Origin of the sequence: Rhizobium rosettiformans, assembly GCF_016806065.1 — a bacterium.
Classification (GTDB): Bacteria; Pseudomonadota; Alphaproteobacteria; order Rhizobiales; family Rhizobiaceae; genus Allorhizobium.
Window position 1 is genome coordinate 99,662 of the sequence record NZ_CP032405.1, and the last position, 16,442, is coordinate 116,103.

Annotated in this window: 17 protein-coding genes; 9 read left to right on the forward strand and 8 right to left on the reverse strand. The window is 61.0% G+C overall.

From position 1 onward, the window contains the following. Positions 1 to 28 precede the first annotated feature (28 nt). The 8 genes from D4A92_RS00590 to D4A92_RS00625 form a co-directional block, all read right to left on the reverse strand. The gene (locus tag D4A92_RS00590) at positions 29 to 1,042 is read right to left on the reverse strand and encodes a Tim44 domain-containing protein (RefSeq protein ID WP_203017425.1); all 1,014 of its coding nucleotides are present in this window, start codon (positions 1,040 to 1,042) and stop codon (positions 29 to 31) included. A gap of 238 nt (positions 1,043 to 1,280) precedes the next feature. After that, entirely contained in the window at positions 1,281 to 2,285 is a 1,005-nt protein-coding gene (gene cydB / locus D4A92_RS00595; protein ID WP_203017426.1) for a cytochrome d ubiquinol oxidase subunit II, read from the reverse strand. After that, the gene (locus D4A92_RS00600; RefSeq protein ID WP_203017427.1) at positions 2,275 to 3,687 is read right to left on the reverse strand and encodes a cytochrome ubiquinol oxidase subunit I; all 1,413 of its coding nucleotides are present in this window, start codon (positions 3,685 to 3,687) and stop codon (positions 2,275 to 2,277) included. The genes cydB and D4A92_RS00600 overlap by 11 nt, the downstream gene beginning before the upstream one ends. A 205-nt stretch (positions 3,688 to 3,892) precedes the next feature. Beyond that, positions 3,893 to 5,488, reverse strand: coding sequence for a phosphoglycerate dehydrogenase (serA, locus tag D4A92_RS00605; RefSeq protein ID WP_203017428.1), 1,596 nt, complete (start codon positions 5,486 to 5,488; stop codon positions 3,893 to 3,895). A gap of 88 nt (positions 5,489 to 5,576) precedes the next feature. Further along, positions 5,577 to 6,755, reverse strand: coding sequence for a phosphoserine transaminase (locus tag D4A92_RS00610; protein ID WP_203017429.1), 1,179 nt, complete (start codon positions 6,753 to 6,755; stop codon positions 5,577 to 5,579). 199 nt (positions 6,756 to 6,954) lie between these two features. Next, entirely contained in the window at positions 6,955 to 7,791 is an 837-nt protein-coding gene (locus D4A92_RS00615) for an outer membrane protein (RefSeq protein WP_203017430.1), read from the reverse strand. A gap of 230 nt (positions 7,792 to 8,021) precedes the next feature. Next, entirely contained in the window at positions 8,022 to 10,301 is a 2,280-nt protein-coding gene (locus D4A92_RS00620) for a methyl-accepting chemotaxis protein (protein WP_246753998.1), read from the reverse strand. Between the two features lie 156 nt (positions 10,302 to 10,457). Beyond that, positions 10,458 to 11,459: an LLM class flavin-dependent oxidoreductase gene (locus D4A92_RS00625; protein ID WP_203017431.1), complete on the reverse strand. Its 1,002-nt coding sequence runs from the start codon at positions 11,457 to 11,459 to the stop codon at positions 10,458 to 10,460. 151 nt (positions 11,460 to 11,610) lie between these two features. Here D4A92_RS00625 and ruvC point away from each other — a divergent pair, with 151 nt between their 5' ends. The 9 genes from ruvC (at position 11,611) to ybgC (ending at position 16,242) form a co-directional block, all read left to right on the forward strand. Further along, positions 11,611 to 12,123: a crossover junction endodeoxyribonuclease RuvC gene (ruvC, locus tag D4A92_RS00630; RefSeq protein WP_006726817.1), complete on the forward strand. Its 513-nt coding sequence runs from the start codon at positions 11,611 to 11,613 to the stop codon at positions 12,121 to 12,123. Between the two features lie 55 nt (positions 12,124 to 12,178). Next, the gene (locus D4A92_RS00635; RefSeq protein ID WP_203017432.1) at positions 12,179 to 12,439 is read left to right on the forward strand and encodes an AbrB/MazE/SpoVT family DNA-binding domain-containing protein; all 261 of its coding nucleotides are present in this window, start codon (positions 12,179 to 12,181) and stop codon (positions 12,437 to 12,439) included. Further along, positions 12,420 to 12,839 (forward strand): type II toxin-antitoxin system VapC family toxin, encoded by a 420-nt coding sequence (locus tag D4A92_RS00640; RefSeq protein WP_203017433.1) that lies wholly within the window; start codon positions 12,420 to 12,422, stop codon positions 12,837 to 12,839. The genes D4A92_RS00635 and D4A92_RS00640 overlap by 20 nt, the downstream gene beginning before the upstream one ends. 16 nt (positions 12,840 to 12,855) lie before the next feature. Continuing rightward, a complete protein-coding gene (gene ruvA, locus D4A92_RS00645) occupies positions 12,856 to 13,473 on the forward strand; it encodes a Holliday junction branch migration protein RuvA (RefSeq protein WP_203017435.1) in 618 nt (205 codons plus the stop codon). Between the two features lie 54 nt (positions 13,474 to 13,527). Then, complete coding sequence (locus D4A92_RS00650; protein WP_203017437.1) at positions 13,528 to 13,788, forward strand: AbrB/MazE/SpoVT family DNA-binding domain-containing protein; 261 nt, start codon at positions 13,528 to 13,530, stop codon at positions 13,786 to 13,788. Next, positions 13,785 to 14,183, forward strand: a complete 399-nt coding sequence (locus tag D4A92_RS00655; RefSeq protein WP_203017439.1) for a PIN domain-containing protein — start codon at positions 13,785 to 13,787, stop codon at positions 14,181 to 14,183. Before D4A92_RS00650 ends, D4A92_RS00655 begins: the two co-directional genes overlap by 4 nt. Next, positions 14,180 to 15,220 (forward strand): Holliday junction branch migration DNA helicase RuvB, encoded by a 1,041-nt coding sequence (gene ruvB, locus D4A92_RS00660; protein ID WP_203017441.1) that lies wholly within the window; start codon positions 14,180 to 14,182, stop codon positions 15,218 to 15,220. Before D4A92_RS00655 ends, ruvB begins: the two co-directional genes overlap by 4 nt. A 4-nt stretch (positions 15,221 to 15,224) precedes the next feature. Then, positions 15,225 to 15,740 carry an NUDIX hydrolase gene (locus D4A92_RS00665; RefSeq protein ID WP_203017442.1) on the forward strand — a complete coding sequence of 172 codons (516 nt, stop codon included), beginning with the start codon at positions 15,225 to 15,227 and terminating at the stop codon, positions 15,738 to 15,740. Between the two features lie 118 nt (positions 15,741 to 15,858). Beyond that, positions 15,859 to 16,242 carry a tol-pal system-associated acyl-CoA thioesterase gene (gene ybgC / locus D4A92_RS00670; RefSeq protein WP_203019773.1) on the forward strand — a complete coding sequence of 128 codons (384 nt, stop codon included), beginning with the start codon at positions 15,859 to 15,861 and terminating at the stop codon, positions 16,240 to 16,242. The last annotated feature ends 200 nt before the right edge of the window (positions 16,243 to 16,442 follow it).

Sequence of the window (16,442 nt, forward strand, 5' to 3'; positions counted from 1 at the left end):
TGTTCGGGGACGCCAAGTGCCGAGGCACTCAGCCTTGTTCGACACCCTGGATTGCCGAGATCTGCCACAGGGTGTTCGGGCGGCGGGCGAAGGTCCAGAGCTCGACCGACTCGGTCGGCGCATTCGGATCCCCATCGACCACAGCCCCGCTCTGGCGATCGACAATATAGTCGATTGCTTCGTAGCGCATCGCGACCGTCGCGTATTCCATCTTGTCTTCGGCCCAGCTCTCGGCCACGTCGCCCTGAACCAGATGCACGTCGCGCACCTCGTTCTTGACGCCCTTGGTGGCGTTCTCGCTCAGTTCCTCGGCGAGATAGGACATGGCTTCCGGCGTGGTGATGCGGCGAAGCGCGCCGTAATCTTCCGCCGCATAGGCCCGCTGCATCTCCTGCAGCAGTTCCTCGAAGCGCTCGAGATCCTTCGGCGTGATACCGAGTTCGTCGGACTGACCGGACCGTCGAGCGGAGGCCGCCGAAGATACGCCACCACCGAGCTTCGGGATCTGGAAACTCGGACGAACCTGGTCACCGCTCTGGTTGTCACGCGCCATGCCGCCAAAGCCGCCGAAGCCCGGACCGCCACTCGGGCCAGACGCTGGTGCTTGACGATTGGCAAACATGCGCATCGCAAAGCGGATCAGGAAGAAGATCAAGATGCCCTGTAGAAGCAGGCCGAGGAAGCCGAAGCCGCCACCGAAGCCGGTGCCCATCAGCATGCCGAAGAGACCACCGAGCAACAGGCCGCCCATCAGACCACCGGCGAGACCGCCGAACAGACCACCCGGACGCGCAGCCTGGTTGGCCGCCGTCGACTGGGCAGCACCGGGCTGGTTCGCATTGGTGCGCGGGGTCATGGTGCGTTCGATCGGCGCGGCCGGGGTTGGCGCGGTCCGTGTTGCAGCCGGCGCGTCGAATGTGCGCGTGCCGCGACTACCGAAACCACCGCCACCTGCCCGGCGCGCCTCGGCGAAGTCGACGGCCACCAGCGTGACCATCATTCCAAGCGCAAGCGTCGCGAATGTCTTTGCGTATTGCCGCATCGTGTTTCCTGTCCTCCTCGAAACAGTCTTGAATGCCCTTTCGGGCTTGTCCCCCATATGGAGAGAGCTCGCTCTCTTTTGAAGAGAGAGCGAGCCGATTTCCATTGAATTTCAGGTGATCGACGTCAGGCTCGAAGCCAGAACTTGATGATCAGTCCGACGATCGTGATTGCCAGCACGCCGCCGGCCCAAAGGCCGACGAACCAGAGAAGACGGCTGGCGATGAGGCGCTTATCCATTAGTGATAGCCCTCGTCCGGATTGAGCTTTCCACGGAAGACCCAATAGGCATAGGCCGTGTATCCGAGGATCATCGGCACGAGAATGACGGCACCGACCAGCAGGAAGGCAAGGCTCTCGTCGGGTGCCGCCGCCTCCCAGATGGTGAGGGACGTCGGCACGATATAGGGATAGAAGCTGATCCCGATCCCGGCATAGCCGAGCACGAAGAGGCCGAGTGCCGCCAGGAAGGGCCGCGCGTCATGGCCTTTGCGCAACCCGTTGACGATCACGTAGAGGCAGCCGAGCACCAGTGCAGGCACGATGACCGAGAAGATCAGCGTCGGGAAACTGAACCAGCGCTCGAAATAGAGCGGTTCGAGCCAAGGCGTCCAGAGGCTGAAGACGCCCATGGCGCCGACGGTGGCAAATGACAGAGGCAGCGCGAAGGACCGCGCCCGATCCGAGATCTCCCCTTCCGTCTTCATCACGAGCCAGGTGGCGCCCAGAAGCGCATAACCGATGACGAGAGCAGCACCGGTTGCGAGCGAAAACGGCGTCAGCCAGTCCCACCAGCCGCCGGAATAGGCGCGGTTCTCGACCGGGATACCCTGCACGAGTGCGCCGAGCGCCACACCCTGAAAGAAGGCCGCGACGACGGAGCCGCCGGTAAAGGCCCAGTTCCACAGATACTCCGCGCGCTGCGTACGCCAGCGGTATTCGAAGGCGACACCGCGGAAGATCAGCCCAAGCAGCATGATGATCAGTGGCGCGTAGAGGGCGGGTAGGATCGTCGCATAGGCGAGCGGGAAGACCGCAAGCAGCCCTCCCCCGCCAAGCACCAGCCAGGTCTCGTTGCCATCCCATACCGGCGCCACCGAGTTCATCATTAGATCCTTCTCGTGCTTCTCAGGAAAGAAGGGAAAGAGGATGCCGACGCCGAGATCGAAGCCGTCGAGGATGACATAGGCGAGCACGGCAAACGCAATGATGCCGGCCCAGATGAAGGGAAGATCAATGGGCATGTCTGCCTCCATGGTGTCCAGGCTGAGCGGCCGGCGTGATGCCGGACGAGCGGATCGGGCCATCGTCGAGATCCGGCAAGGGATCCCGCGGCAGGCGGCCCATCAGGCGCAGGATGTAAAAGGTGCCGGCACCGAAGACGATGAAGTAGACCACGATGAAGGCGATCAGCGAGGCCGCGACCGCAGGCGCTGCAATCGGCGAGATCGAGTCGGCGGTCAGCAGATGGCCATAGACCGTATAGGGCTGGCGTCCGACCTCCGTGGTGATCCAACCGGCGAGCACAGCGACAAAACCGGAGGGGCCCATGACGAGGGCCGCGCGGTGCAGCCATCCGTTCGAATAGAGCGTGCCCTTCCAGCGACACCAGAGCGAGAAGAGACCGACACCCAGCATCGCAAAGCCGATGGCGATCATCACGCGGAAAGACCAGAAGACGATGGCGACCGGGGGCTGTAGCTCGCGCGGCACAGTATCCAGACCATCGAGCGGTGCATTGAGGTCGTGCTTGAGGATCAGGCTGGAGAGTTTCGGGATCTGCACCGCATAGTCGATCCGCTGCTCGTCCTGGTCCGGGATCCCGAACAGGATCAGCGGCGCGCCCTCGGGATGGCTTTCGAAATGGCCCTCCATGGCCATCACCTTGACCGGTTGATACTCCAGCGTGTTGAGGCCGTGCATGTCGCCGGCAAAGATCTGGATGGGCGCAACGATCGCCGCCATCCACATGGCCATGGAGAACATCTTGCCGGCGCGGCGCGGCGCCGTGCGCTTGACGAGATGCCAGGCTCCGACAGCGCCGACGACGAAGGCAGTGGTCAGATAGGCGGCGATGACCATATGAACGAGGCGATAGGGAAAGGACGGATTGAAGACGATCTTCCACCAATCAACAGGCACGAACTGGCCGACATCATTCATGGCAAAACCATCAGGCGTCTGCATCCAGGAATTGACCGAGAGGATCCAGGTGGCCGAGATCAGTGTCCCGAAGGCGACCATCAGCGTCGCGAAGAAGTGCAGCCCCGGCCCGACCCGGTTACGACCGAACAGCATGACGCCGAGAAAGCCTGCCTCGAGGAAAAAGGCGGTGAGGACTTCGTAGCCCATCAGGGGACCGATGACCGGTCCCGCCTTGTCGGAGAACACCGACCAGTTGGTACCGAACTGATAGGACATGACGATGCCCGAGACGACCCCCATGCCGAAGGCGACCGCGAAGATGGTCTTCCAGAAGTCGAAAAGCTCCAGATAGACCTTGTCCTTCTTCCAGAGATAGAGGCCTTCAAGCACCGCGAGATAGCTCGCAAGGCCGATCGAAAAGGCCGGAAAAATGATGTGGAACGATACGGTAAAGGCAAACTGTATGCGTGCCAGGAGTTGCGCGTCGAAGTGCTCGAACATGGGCTGTCCCTTCCTTCTCTCCCCCCGGAGATGATAAACATCAACTATACCCTCGCACTGCAGAAGCAATGCGACAACCCGCCATGCGTCAGTTCAACGCATATGCTTTTCAATATGTAACTTTGCGTTTAGCCGAAAGCTCCAAAACGAAAACGGCGCGGGTTTGATCCCGCGCCGTCTTTGTCGATGAATTTCTAAGCGCCGATCAGTCGACGTTGAACACCAGCGGCTTGGCCTGCTTGACGGCCGGATTGGCGGTCAGCTGGTCGAGAACCGCCTGCTCGACGGGACCGTCGACATACAGAAGAGCGATGGCATCGCCGCCTTCCTTGTCGCGACCGAGCTGGAAGTTCGCGATATTGACCTTGGCATTGCCAAGCGTCGTGCCCATGAAGCCGATCATGCCGGGAACGTCGGTGTTGGAGATGTAGATCATGTTCTGACCGACATCGGCATCCATGTTGATGCCCTTGATCTGGATGAAGCGCGGCTTGCCATCGGAGAAGACGGTGCCGGCCACCGAGCGGGTCTGCTTCTCGGTGGTGACGGTGAGCTTGATGTAACCGTCATAGACGCCGGTCTTGTCGCGCTTCACTTCCGAGACAATCACGCCCTTTTCCTTGATCATGATCGGGGCAGAAACCATGTTGACGTCGGCCACCTGCGGGCGGATGAGACCGGCGAGAAGCGCCGAAGTCAGCGCCTTGGTGTTCATGCCCGAGGTCACGCCGTCATAGAGGATCTCGATTTCCTTGATCGGATTCTCGGTCATCTGGCCGGCAAACGAGCCGAGCACGTCGGCGAGACGGATGAACGGCTTCAGGATCGGCGCTTCCTCGGCCGTGATCGACGGCATGTTGATGGCGTTCGAAACGGCACCCTTCATCAGATAGTCGGACATCTGCTCGGCGACCTGCAGAGCTACGTTCTCCTGGGCTTCCGTGGTCGAGGCGCCGAGATGCGGCGTGCAGACGACGTTCGGCAGGCCGAAAAGCGGGCTTTCGGTCGCGGGCTCGACTTCGAAGACGTCGAAGCCGGCGCCAGCCACATGGCCGGACTTGATGGCGTCTGCGAGAGCCGCCTCGTCAACCAGACCGCCGCGGGCGCAGTTGATGATGCGAACACCCTTCTTGGTCTTGGCAAGCGCGTCCTTCGAGAGGATACCGCGGGTCTTGTCGGTCATCGGCACATGCAGGGTGATGAAGTCTGCCTTGGCGAGCAGCTCGTCGAGCTCGACCTTGGTGACGCCCATTTCCTGGGCGCGCTCGGTCGACAGGAAGGGGTCATAGGCCAGCACATGCATGCCAAGGCCGATCGCCTTCTTGCAGACGATGCCGCCGATATTGCCCGCACCGATGACACCGAGCGTCTTGCCGGTGATTTCGACACCCATGAACTTCGACTTTTCCCACTTGCCGGCCTGGGTCGAGACGTCGGCCTGCGGGATCTGGCGGGCGACGGCAAACATCAGGGCGATGGCGTGTTCGGCCGTCGTGATCGAGTTGCCGAAAGGCGTGTTCATCACGATGATGCCGCGCTTGGAGGCAGCCGGGATATCGACATTGTCGACACCGATGCCGGCGCGGCCGATGACCTTGAGGTTGGTGGCGGCAGCGATCAGCTTTTCCGTCGCCTTGGTGGCGGAGCGGATGGCGAGACCATCATAATTGCCGATGATTTCGGCAAGCTTTTCCTTGTCCTTGCCGAGCTTCGGCTGGAAATCCACTTCAACGCCGCGATCGCGGAAGATCTGGACGGCGGTTTCAGACAATTCGTCGGATACGAGAACGCGAGGTGCCATGACGAGGCCTCCTTCAGATAGTTCGTTTGAATGGGATGATGAGAATTGCGGGGCTCCGCCGATCAGGCGGAGCCGAAATCGTCCAGGATCAGGCGGCAGCCTTGGCCAGAGACGCCTTCTGCGTCTCATAGGCAAAGGAGAGCCACGGCATCAGCGCCGCCATGTCTGATGTCTCGATCGTCGCACCAGCCCAGATGCGAAGACCGGCCGGCGCATCGCGGTAAGCGCCGATGTCGAAGGCGACACCCTGCTTTTCGAGGATGCTGGCAATGCCCTTGGCAAAGGCGGCCTGGGCATCGGCATCGAGTGCGGTCACTTCGGGATCGACGATCTTGACGCAAACAGACGTGTTGGAGCGCGTCGCATCGTCGACGGCCAGATTGGCGATCCAGTCGTTCTTCTCGATGAAGTCGAAGATGACCTTGGCGTTCGCATCGGCACGGGCGATCAGGGCTTCGAGACCACCGATCGACTTTGCCCACTTCAGCGCATCGATATAGTCCTCGACGCAGAGCATCGACGGCGTGTTGATCGTCTCACCGACGAAGATGCCTTCGATCAGCTTGCCGCCCGAGGTCATGCGGAAGATCTTCGGCAGCGGCCAGGCCGGAACATAGGTCGTCAGGCGCTCGACGGCACGCGGGGACAGGATGATCACGCCGTGACCGCCCTCGCCGCCCAGAACCTTCTGCCAGGAGAAGGTGGTGACATCGAGCTTGGAGAAATCGAGATCCTGCGCGAAGGCCGCCGAGGTGGCGTCGCAGATGGTGAGCCCCTTGCGGTCGGCAGGGATGAAGTCGGCATTTGGAACGCGGACGCCAGAGGTGGTACCGTTCCAGGTGAAGACGACGTCGCGGTCGAAATCGACTTCGGCAAGGTTCGGAACCAGGCCGTAATCGGCATTGAACTTGCGGACATCGGCGAGCTTCAGCTGCTTCACCACATCGGTCACCCAGCCGGCGCCGAAGCTTTCCCAGGAGAGCATGTCGACGCCACGCTCGCCGAGCAGCGACCACATGGCCATTTCAACGGCGCCCGTGTCGGATGCCGGAACGATGCCGATGCGGTAGTCAGCGGGAACTTTGAGAATTTCGCGGGTAAGGTCGATGGCCAGCTTCAGCTTTTCCTTGCCGACCTTGGCGCGGTGCGAACGACCGAGTGGGGCATCGGAAAGCGCGTCTAGCGACCAACCGGGGCGCTTCGAGCAAGGGCCAGAAGAAAAGTGAGCATTCGCCGGACGCGCGGCGGGGGCGACGATATCAGCCATATAGATACCCTTCCAGGTAATTAGCCTCTCGTTGGGGAGAGGTGTCCCGCCGTCGGAACTACTCCTGTCGCCCGACGCAGTCAAGCGGGCGCGCGTCGCATGAGGAGAAATTTTTGTCTCGTCTGCGCCGCCTCGGCTATGGGCTGCAACGCAAAAGGGCCGCCCGAAGGCAGCCCTTTGCTTGATCCCTGAAGGAATCTTACTTGTAGACCGGCAGCTCTACCGGCGGCTGGTATGCCACGGGAGTTTCGCAGCCACCGAAGACGTAGCGGGCACCAGCATGCAGGCTGTGGCTGTGGAAGCCCTTGTCGTAGCCGGGACCTCCGCTCAAGGCATAGCCGAACATGTCGCCACCTGCAGTATGGCGGAAGCGGTAACCAACGTCGGCCTTGACGTTGCAGGTCACGTCGATCGAGGCGCCGGCCATCAACTGGTAGGCAAAGCGCCAGCTGCCTGCGCCATGGTGCTCGACGGTTGCGTCACAGTTGGACGAGTTGCTGTCCGCACACGAAGTGTTGCGAAGCTTGTCCCACTTGACATAGGAGCCACCAATACCGCCGCCGATATAGGGCGTGAAGTAGGCGTATGTGCCGAGATCGACATAGGCGTTGGCCATCAGGGTATAGGCGCGCATCGACGTGATGTCGCGCGAGGTGCATGCGCCTGATACGCCGCAGGAGCCGCGGGTCGAACCATTGAAGTCGGCCTTGGTCAGATAGTCGAACGTCAGGTCCGTGCGCAGATAGCTGTTGATCTGATAGCCGACACCGCCGCCGACCCAGAAGCTGTCCTTGATCGAGGACGTGGCGAAGTCGACCTGGTTATTGTTGCTTCCCTGAAAGTAGTTGGCGCCGCTCAGCTTGTTGAAGCTGTAGCCGAGATCGCCGCGCAGATACCAGCCGGAGGCTTCCGAAACGGCAACCTCAGGAGCATCGACGTACACGGGCTGCGGTTCAGGCTGATAGACATCGGCGGCATAGGCGGCCGAGCTTGCGAGCAGGGCAGCCGTTGCCACGGCAAGAATGGTTTTCGTCATGACAGGATACTCCAAATCCCAGCGTTATCGCGTCAGGCTGCCAAAGACCCAACATCCTGAATTGGGACAGATAATGGAGTGGAAAGGTTAAGTTCGGATTAACTACAGTTCTTAACTTTAGAGGTTATCCATTTGCTTACCTTGATACTTAGAGCAAGAAGTCCGGCCCAAAAGAAAAATGCGGCCCGAGGGACCGCATTCCAGTATCTCCCGGTATGTCCGCGAGGTGCTCAGGCAGCGTGGCGCGCCGTGCCGGGACGCTCGCCCCCGAGGTTGAAAAGACCGAGCCGCTGGTCCATTTCAGCCGCCTCGCCCGCGAGGCGATGGATGGCGGCAGTGGTCTCCTCGACCATCGCAGCGTTCTGCTGCGTCATCGCATCGAGCTGGTTCACCGAGGTATTGATGTCGACAAGCGTTTGCGCCTCTTCACGGGTGGACTCCATGATCTCGGCGATATGGCTGTTGATCGACAGCACGTGCGAGCCGATGCCATCGAGCGCATTGCCGGCCTTTTCGACCAGCTTCACGCCCTGATCCACCTCGCCGCGAGATTTGGAGAGCAGACCCGCAATCTCCTTCGCCGCATTCGAGGAACGCTGGGCGAGCTCGCGAACCTCCTGCGCGACGACGGCGAAGCCCTTCCCGCTTTCGCCTGCACGCGCCGCCTCGACGCCGGCATTGAGCGCAAGCAGATTGGTCTGGAAAGCGATCTCGTCGATCACCGAAACGATCTTGTTGATCTCCATCGAGGAGCCCTGGATCGCCTCCATGGCCGCAATGGTATCGCGCATGATGTGGCCGGACATCGCGGTATCGTCCCGCGCGGCCCGGGCGATCCGTTCGGCTTCCTCGGCCCGCGCGATCTGTACCTTCACCGCACCGGTGATCTCCTGGATCGCGGTGGCGGCCTGCGAGATCGCAGCCGCCTGCCGCTCGGTCCGCTCGGCGAGCTGGTCGGCACCCGCCCGCATCTCCTCGGAGCCCTCACGGACGGCGACCGAATTGCCGCCGATACCGCCAAGCGTGGCGCTCAGTGTCTCGAGCGCCTTGTTGAAGTTGGATCGCAATGTTTCGAGATCGGCCGGGAAGCGGCTTTCGATACGGAAGGCGAGATCGCCCGCGGCCAACCTGTCCAGCCCCCGATCGAGGGTTTCGACCACGTCCTGCAGGGTTCGAGCTTCGCTGTCGCGCTCTTCCATCCGCTGGCGGCGTTCTTCTTCGGCGCGCGCCCGTTCCTCGCGGCGCTCGGCAGACTGCCGCTGCTGCTCGATCAATGCCAGGCGGAAGCGTTCGAGCGCCCGCGCCATGCTGCCGATCTCGTCGCGCCGCTCCTGGTTGGCAACGGGATGGTCGATTTCACCATCGGCCACCGCACCGGTAAAGGCGACAAGGCGCTCCAGCGGCGCAAACAGGCGGCGGGTGAAGACCCAGGTCGCAGCGGCAAGCACGCCAAGCGCGATCAGGCCGGTCACGAACAGGATGGTTGCGATGCGGATCGAGCCGGCTTCGAGCTCGGCCGTGGTCAGACTTTCCGTCACCACGAAGCTCTGGTCCCCGAAGCTGATGCGCCGGCCATAGACCATCGCGGCACCTTCGGGACGCTCGCCGGACTGCACGGAAACGCCATCGCCCGACATGGCGAAATCCGCCCGGACGTCGATGAGCTTGCCGGAGGCGTCAAGCGCGATGCCCGAGCCCTCGCCCGAAAGAATGGCGGCCTTCTGGCTGCTGCCGGCGACAATGCCCTTGGACAGAAGGTTCTCGAAGACACCGGCCTTCACCTGGAACATCAGGCTGCCCTTGTAACCACCAAGCTTGACGAAGGGTACGGCGAAATAAATGTCCGGGGCAGCGGCATCGGCACCGACAGAAAGACCGGAGAAGTTGACGTCGACGGCATCGTCGACCGCTGCCGCCGCTGCCTGCACCGACTGCTGGAAGACACGCCCAAGGTTCGTGGCAGCCCAGCTCCCCTCCGCAAGATTCTCCCCGAATGCAGCACCCTTCCTGAAGGAGTAGATGACATTGCCGTTTTGGTCGGCGATCAGCATGTCGCTGAAGCTCGTGCCTTCGAGATATTCGGCAATCTGAGCCTGCGTGGTCTCATGGGTGGAATAATAGAAGCCGCTCGGCCCCTCGGGCTTCAAGAGCTTCTCGCGTTCGCCGGGCGGATTGGGATTTTCCGCAACGAAGACACGCTGCAGTTCCGCTTTCGCATCACCTGTGCTCTTGCTGATGGTGTTCCAACCGCTCTTCAGCCCGGTCATCGACTGCTGCAGTGTCTCGATCTTGGCGATGGAGGCTGCCTGGTTTTCAAGCGCCTGGAGCTTCTCCGTCAGCATGTCGCCGCGGAAGGTCAACATGCTGGTCATCGCCTTCTCGGTCTGCTCGCCGAACAGCGCGCTGGAGCTGCGATAGGCAAAGACGTTAAGGAGCGCGACGGTGATGAAAGTCAGAACGAGAAATACGGCAATGACTTTGAACGATAGCGAATGGATGCGAGCTGTCATGATTGTTGTTCCCCTGAGCAGCCCGGCCAGAAGACCCTGCGCCCACAGTTTATGGCCTGCCAATTCGAGTCGGCAGGCTCCCCTTATGCGGGAACAATCACCCTCGGCGCTTAATCGGGGGTAAAGATCTCAGGCTAAACCCTGTAATCCAGGGGGTCAGGCCGTCTGCTCGACGCCCTGTCTGAGACCTGCAAACAGCTCGACAGACCGTAGGCGGGCGTCCAGGTCGTGTACCGGCGTCGAGACGATCACCTCGTCGGGCCGGACCGCCGCGAGGAAGCGCTCCAGTTTGTCCGATGCGGTTTCCCTCGAGCCAACGATGGAATAACGCAAGGTATGCTCGACCCCGATGCGCTCGATATCGGTCCAGAAGCCCTCCATTGTGTCGACGGGACGCGGAAAAGCCCGGCGAATGTTGCGCCGCAAATTGACGAACTGCTGCTGGGCCGAGGTGAAGAGATACGACGCCTCCGCATCCGTTTCGGCAATCGCGGCCATGACACCCACCATGACATATGGCTTCTGCAGGCCCGCCGACGGCTGGAACCGTTCGCGGTAGATCTCGACAGCCTCAAGCAATTGATCGGGCGCGAAATGCGAGGCGAAGGCATAAGGCAGGCCGAGGGCCGCCGCGAGATGCGCGCTGTAAAGGCTGGAACCAAGGAGCCAGATCGGCACATGGCTGTTCATGCCGGGCACGGCGATCAAGCCACTCTCTTCATCCGGTGTCCCGAGCAGCCGCTGCAATTCGATGATGTCATGGGGGAAGCTTTCAGCGCCGGCTTCCATGTTGCGGCGAAGGGCGCGCGCCGTGCGCATATCGGTGCCCGGAGCTCGACCGAGACCGAGCTCGATGCGCCCGGGATAGAGCGCCTCCAGCGTTCCGAACTGCTCAGCGATCACCAGCGGCGAGTGATTGGGCAGCATGATTCCGCCCGATCCGACGCGGATCGTCTCCGTGCCGGCAGCGACATGGGAAATGACGAGCGCAGTGGCGGCGCTGGCGATGCCGGGCATGCCATGATGTTCGGCCAGCCAGAAGCGGCGATATCCGTTTTTCTCGGCCACCTGGGCAAGCCGACGCGACGCATCCAGCGCTTCGCGCACAGTATGCCCTTCGGCAATCGGGGAGAGGTCGAGAATGGAAAACGGGATCATGTCGGCGGCTTTCGATCTGTGAGACCTTTCATGTAGGGAGGGCAGATCAGGCGCCCAAGAGGTGACGATAATAAAATATAATCACTTCGTTTGTTTTTGTTTTGTTCACATTTCAGTGGCACTTCTGCCCCGACCTGCACTAGGATTTGCCATGACTTCAACGATTCGCATCATCGGCATCGATCCTGGCCTTCGCCGCTGCGGCTGGGGCGTGATCGAGACACTCGGCAACTCGCTGCGTTTCGTCGCTTCGGGTACGGTCACCTCCGATGGCGACATGGATCTCGCATCGCGCCTCTGCCAATTGCATGACGGCCTGGCTGAAGTGGTTCATGCCCACAAACCCGACGAGGCGGCCGTCGAACAGACCTTCGTCAACAAGGATGCGGTGGCCACCCTGAAACTCGGCCAGGCCCGTGGCATCGCCATGCTGGTGCCTGCCCGCGCCGGTCTGCGTGTTTCCGAATACGCGCCGAATGCGGTGAAGAAAGCCGTCATCGGCGTCGGCCATGGTGACAAGAAACAGATCCACATGATGCTGAAGATCCTGATGCCGAAGGCCGAATTCAAGGGCAATGACGCAGCCGATGCCCTCGCCATCGCCATCTGCCACGCCCATAACAGAGGCGGCGAACGGATGCGCCAACTGCTCGCCAGCGCCTGATTTGTTCTTGACTTGTTCCAAGTCTGCACTTAAGTAATACCCCAGAGGTATTACCATGCGCGTTACGGAGAAAGGCCAAGTCACCATTCCCAAGGAAATCCGCGATCGGCTCGACATCAAGCCGGGGTCGGATGTCGACTTCGTCATCGCTGACACAGGTGTCATGCTGATCAAGACCGGCGATGCAACGGATGCATTCAAGGACTTCGATGCCTGGGCGCAGAGCGTCCAAGGGACCTTCGACACCAACGGAATGACAGCAGACGAATATGTCGATTGGCTTCGAGGACCGCGTGATGACCTCGACCATCATTGACACAAATGCGCTGATCGACGTGCTGGGACCGAACAGCGAAACGCGCGCCTGGTCGCTTGATGCAATGAAACGCTGCTTCCATGAAGGGCCGCTCGTGATCAATCCTGTGATTTGGTCCGAACTAGCAGCCTCGCCCTTGAGCGAGCAGCAGCTGAGCCTGGCCCTTGATTGGCTCGATCTGAAGAAGGAACCGCTTTCCTACGAAGTGGCGTTTCGCGCTGGCAAGGCTCACCGTCTCTATCGAAGGAACGGGGGGCAGCGCGAACGCACTCTGCCGGACTTCTTCATCGGCGCGCATGCCGCCGTCCGGTCTCACCGGCTACTGACACGGGATGCAGCGCGCTACCGCAGCTACTTCCCCGACCTCGACATCATCTCTCCCGAAACCCATCCCCTGTAACGCGACGGACGCTCCCATGATCGGCAAACTCAAAGGCACCATCGACGAGATCGGCGACGACTACGTTCTCGTCGACGTCCACGGCGTCTGCTATGTCGCGCATTGCTCGGCCCGCACCCTGTCGCGCATCGGCTCCGTCGGCGAAGCTGTCGTGCTGTTCATCGAGACCTATGTGCGCGAGGATCAACTGAAACTCTTCGGCTTCATGAGCGCGCTTGAGCGGGAGTGGTTCAACCTCTTGCAGAGTGTCCAGGGCGTCGGCGCCAAGGTGGCACTTGCCGTCCTCTCCACGCTCACCCCGTCGGAACTGGCGAATGCCATCGCGCTGCAGGATAAGGCCGCTATCTCCCGCGCACCCGGCGTCGGCCCGAAGGTCGCACTTCGCCTGGTAACCGAACTGAAAAACAAGGCACCCGCCTTTGCCGGCGAGGCCTCAGGCAATATCGGCCTCAAGCAGGAACTTGGCGAAGGCGTCGCCTCCGCACCTGTGGCCGATGCTGTGTCGGCGCTCACCAATCTCGGTTATTCCCGAGACCAGGCCGCCAATGCCATCGCCGCAGCCTTGAAGAACGGCGGCGAAGGGGCTGACAGCGCAAAATTGATCCGACTGGGGCTGAAAGAGCTGTCGCGGTGAATTCCTTGCCCGGAAGAAAATTCCTTACTATCATGGAATTGTAAGGAGAAAGCCATGAACGTGTTCTATGGGACGATGACCTCCAAGGGGCAAACAACCGTTCCCCAAGAGATCAGAGAGCTTCTGAAGTTGAAGCCGGGAGATAGAATTCGCTACGTCGTGCGAAACGGCGAAGTCGTGATCAAGGCAAAGAACAAACGGTTGATCGATGTGGCGGGTATCCTTCATCGTCCAAACGTTCCGGCGCTCAGCCTGACCGAGATGGATGAGGCCATTGCCGATGCCATCGTCGAACATGTGAACCGAAGCACATGATCGGACTCGACACCAACATTCTGCTTCGGTTGATACTTCAAGATGACGAAACACATTCGAAAAAGGCGCTTGCGCTGGTCGGCAGCCTGACACCGGCAGAACCAGGCTTCGTTAACAGCGCGGTCCTCCTGGAATTCATCTGGACAGCACGTCGGCAGGCAAGGATGTCCAGGGAAGAGCTCAAGCAGATCCTGGGAGGTCTTCTGGATTCAGACAATCTGGTGCTGGAGGATGAGAACGTCATCGAACTTGCACTAGACGAGATGGAGCGAAACGAAGAAGAGTTCGCCGATATTTTTATTGCCTTGAAGAACCGCGAACTCGGCTGCCGAACCACCCTGACCTTCGACAAACGCGCCGCCACCCGTGTGCCCGGTATGGAACTCCTCGCATGATGAACAACAACCCGATCCTGACGCCGGAAAAGCGCGGCGAAGATCTCGACGCCGCACTGCGCCCGCAGACGCTTGACGACTTCACCGGCCAGGCGGAGGCGCGCGCCAATCTGAAGATCTTCATCGAGGCGGCCAAGAATCGCGGTGAAGCGCTCGATCACGTGCTCTTCGTTGGCCCGCCGGGGCTCGGCAAGACGACCCTTGCCCAGATCATGGCCAAGGAACTCGGCGTCAACTTTCGCTCGACCTCAGGCCCTGTGATCGCCAAGGCTGGCGACCTCGCCGCCCTCTTGACCAATCTCGAAGAGCGCGACGTGCTCTTCATCGATGAGATCCATCGCCTGAGCCCCGCTGTCGAGGAAATCCTGTATCCGGCGATGGAAGACTTCCAGCTCGACCTGATCATCGGCGAAGGCCCGGCGGCCCGTTCGGTCAAGATCGACCTGTCAAAATTCACGCTGGTGGCCGCAACCACGCGCCTTGGCCTTTTGACGACGCCGCTGCGCGACCGTTTCGGCATTCCGGTCCGCCTGAATTTCTACACCGTCGAGGAACTGGAATCGATCGTCCGTCGCGGTGCCCGGCTGCTCAACCTGCCGATGACCGAAGACGGCGCCCGCGAAGTCGCCCGTCGTGCGCGCGGCACACCACGCATCGCCGGCCGTCTGCTGCGCCGCGTGCGCGACTTCGCCGAAGTCGCCCGTGCCGAGGCCGTCACTCGCCAGATCGCCGACGAAGCGCTCACGCGGCTGAACGTGGACAATATGGGCCTCGACCAGCTCGACATGCGCTACCTCTCGATGATCGCCGTCAACTTCGGCGGCGGCCCGGTCGGCATCGAAACCATCGCCGCAGGCCTGTCCGAACCACGCGACGCGATCGAGGACATCATCGAGCCCTACATGATCCAGCAGGGCTTCATCCAGCGCACACCGCGTGGCCGCGTCTTGACGGCCACCGCCTGGAAGCACCTCGGCATGACCCCGCCCAAGGATCTCGAGGCCGCACAATTCCGGCTGACGCTTGAGGATGACTGAACCCGTGTCGAAACGCACCCTGATCACCATCAAGGACGGCAAGCGACGCTTCAACCATCGTATCGCGGGCCTTGCCTTTCGCGACGGCCATGTGCTGGTCCACCGCGCAACGCATGAGACCTTCTGGACCTTTCCGGGCGGTCGGGCCGAGATCGGCGAGACCTCGGCCGAGACGCTGGTGCGTGAAATGCACGAGGAGCTGGGCGTGGCCGCAGAGGTCCGCGAGCTACTCTGGATCGTCGAGAACTTCTTCGACTACGAGCAAAAGGCCTGGCACGAACTCGGACTTTACTACCGGATGGAGATCCCGGAGCACTTCCCCTTCCACGCGACCGACATCATCCACCGCAACGAAGACGGCAAGAACAGCCGCGAATTCAAATGGGTGCCGGCGACGCGGGATGCGCTGGTCGCGCTGGATATCCCGCCCTACTTCATCGCCGATGAAATCGAATCCTTGCCGACCTCTCCCAAGCATATCGTCTGGCATGATGGCGATCTCGACGAGAACCAAGGCTGAGACTGGCTTCGGCCCATGGCTTCTGCTAGGTGCCGCCTGAGATCAGCGAGGACAGGGCGTGGTAGACAAAAGATCCATTTCGATTTGTGGCGAAATCATCGACGGCGTGCACCTCCTCATGCAGCGAGTCTACTACGAAGACACCGATTTTTCCGGTGCCGTCTATCATGCCCGTTACCTGCACTTCATGGAGCGCGCCCGCACCGACTATCTGCGCTGCCTCGGTGTTGCGCAATCGACCCTCTTCGAGACATCCGACGAAGGCCTCGCCTTCATGGTTCATCGGATGGAAATCGACTTCAAGGCCCCTGCCCGCATGGATGACGTCGTCACCGTCATCACGCGGACGGAAAAGGCCGGTGGCGCCAAGATGATCCTGCAACAGGAAATCCGCCGCGCGGATCAGCTGCTCATCGCAGCGAAGGTCGTGATCGCTGTCGTCAATCGCAATGGCCGGCCCAGGCGCTTGCCGGACGATCTCGCCAGGCAGTTCCTCACCTGACTTCACAAAGCCCTGATCGAGCTCTGCGGTAACCCCTTTTTAACCTTAATCGGGTCTTACTCGGAGGCTGGAAGATTGTGCAGCGCACGCCTTCCTTTGACCAAATTTTCATACCAGAAGCACTCTGGGAGCTAAGGCGGGAAAAGGGTTTCGGCGGCTGCGACCGCGCAAACTTTCCACAGCAGAGCTCATGTCACCGC

Bases quoted from the DNA above. Each gene is read 5' to 3' on its own strand.
- D4A92_RS00590 (WP_203017425.1), bottom strand. From the start codon at position 1,042: ATGCGGCAATACGCAAAGACATTCGCGACGCTTGCGCTTGGAATGATG.
- ruvC (WP_006726817.1), top strand. From the start codon at position 11,611: ATGACTTCAACGATTCGCATCATCGGCATCGATCCTGGCCTTCGCCGC.
- D4A92_RS00610 (WP_203017429.1), bottom strand. From the start codon at position 6,755: ATGGCTGATATCGTCGCCCCCGCCGCGCGTCCGGCGAATGCTCACTTT.
- ybgC (WP_203019773.1), top strand. From the start codon at position 15,859: ATGCAGCGAGTCTACTACGAAGACACCGATTTTTCCGGTGCCGTCTAT.
- serA (WP_203017428.1), bottom strand. From the start codon at position 5,488: ATGGCACCTCGCGTTCTCGTATCCGACGAATTGTCTGAAACCGCCGTC.
- D4A92_RS00615 (WP_203017430.1), bottom strand. From the start codon at position 7,791: ATGACGAAAACCATTCTTGCCGTGGCAACGGCTGCCCTGCTCGCAAGC.
- D4A92_RS00625 (WP_203017431.1), bottom strand. From the start codon at position 11,459: ATGATCCCGTTTTCCATTCTCGACCTCTCCCCGATTGCCGAAGGGCAT.
- cydB (WP_203017426.1), bottom strand. From the start codon at position 2,285: ATGCCCATTGATCTTCCCTTCATCTGGGCCGGCATCATTGCGTTTGCC.
- D4A92_RS00600 (WP_203017427.1), bottom strand. From the start codon at position 3,687: ATGTTCGAGCACTTCGACGCGCAACTCCTGGCACGCATACAGTTTGCC.
- ruvB (WP_203017441.1), top strand. From the start codon at position 14,180: ATGATGAACAACAACCCGATCCTGACGCCGGAAAAGCGCGGCGAAGAT.
- D4A92_RS00640 (WP_203017433.1), top strand. From the start codon at position 12,420: ATGACCTCGACCATCATTGACACAAATGCGCTGATCGACGTGCTGGGA.
- D4A92_RS00635 (WP_203017432.1), top strand. From the start codon at position 12,179: ATGCGCGTTACGGAGAAAGGCCAAGTCACCATTCCCAAGGAAATCCGC.
- ruvA (WP_203017435.1), top strand. From the start codon at position 12,856: ATGATCGGCAAACTCAAAGGCACCATCGACGAGATCGGCGACGACTAC.
- D4A92_RS00655 (WP_203017439.1), top strand. From the start codon at position 13,785: ATGATCGGACTCGACACCAACATTCTGCTTCGGTTGATACTTCAAGAT.
- D4A92_RS00650 (WP_203017437.1), top strand. From the start codon at position 13,528: ATGAACGTGTTCTATGGGACGATGACCTCCAAGGGGCAAACAACCGTT.
- D4A92_RS00620 (WP_246753998.1), bottom strand. From the start codon at position 10,301: ATGACAGCTCGCATCCATTCGCTATCGTTCAAAGTCATTGCCGTATTT.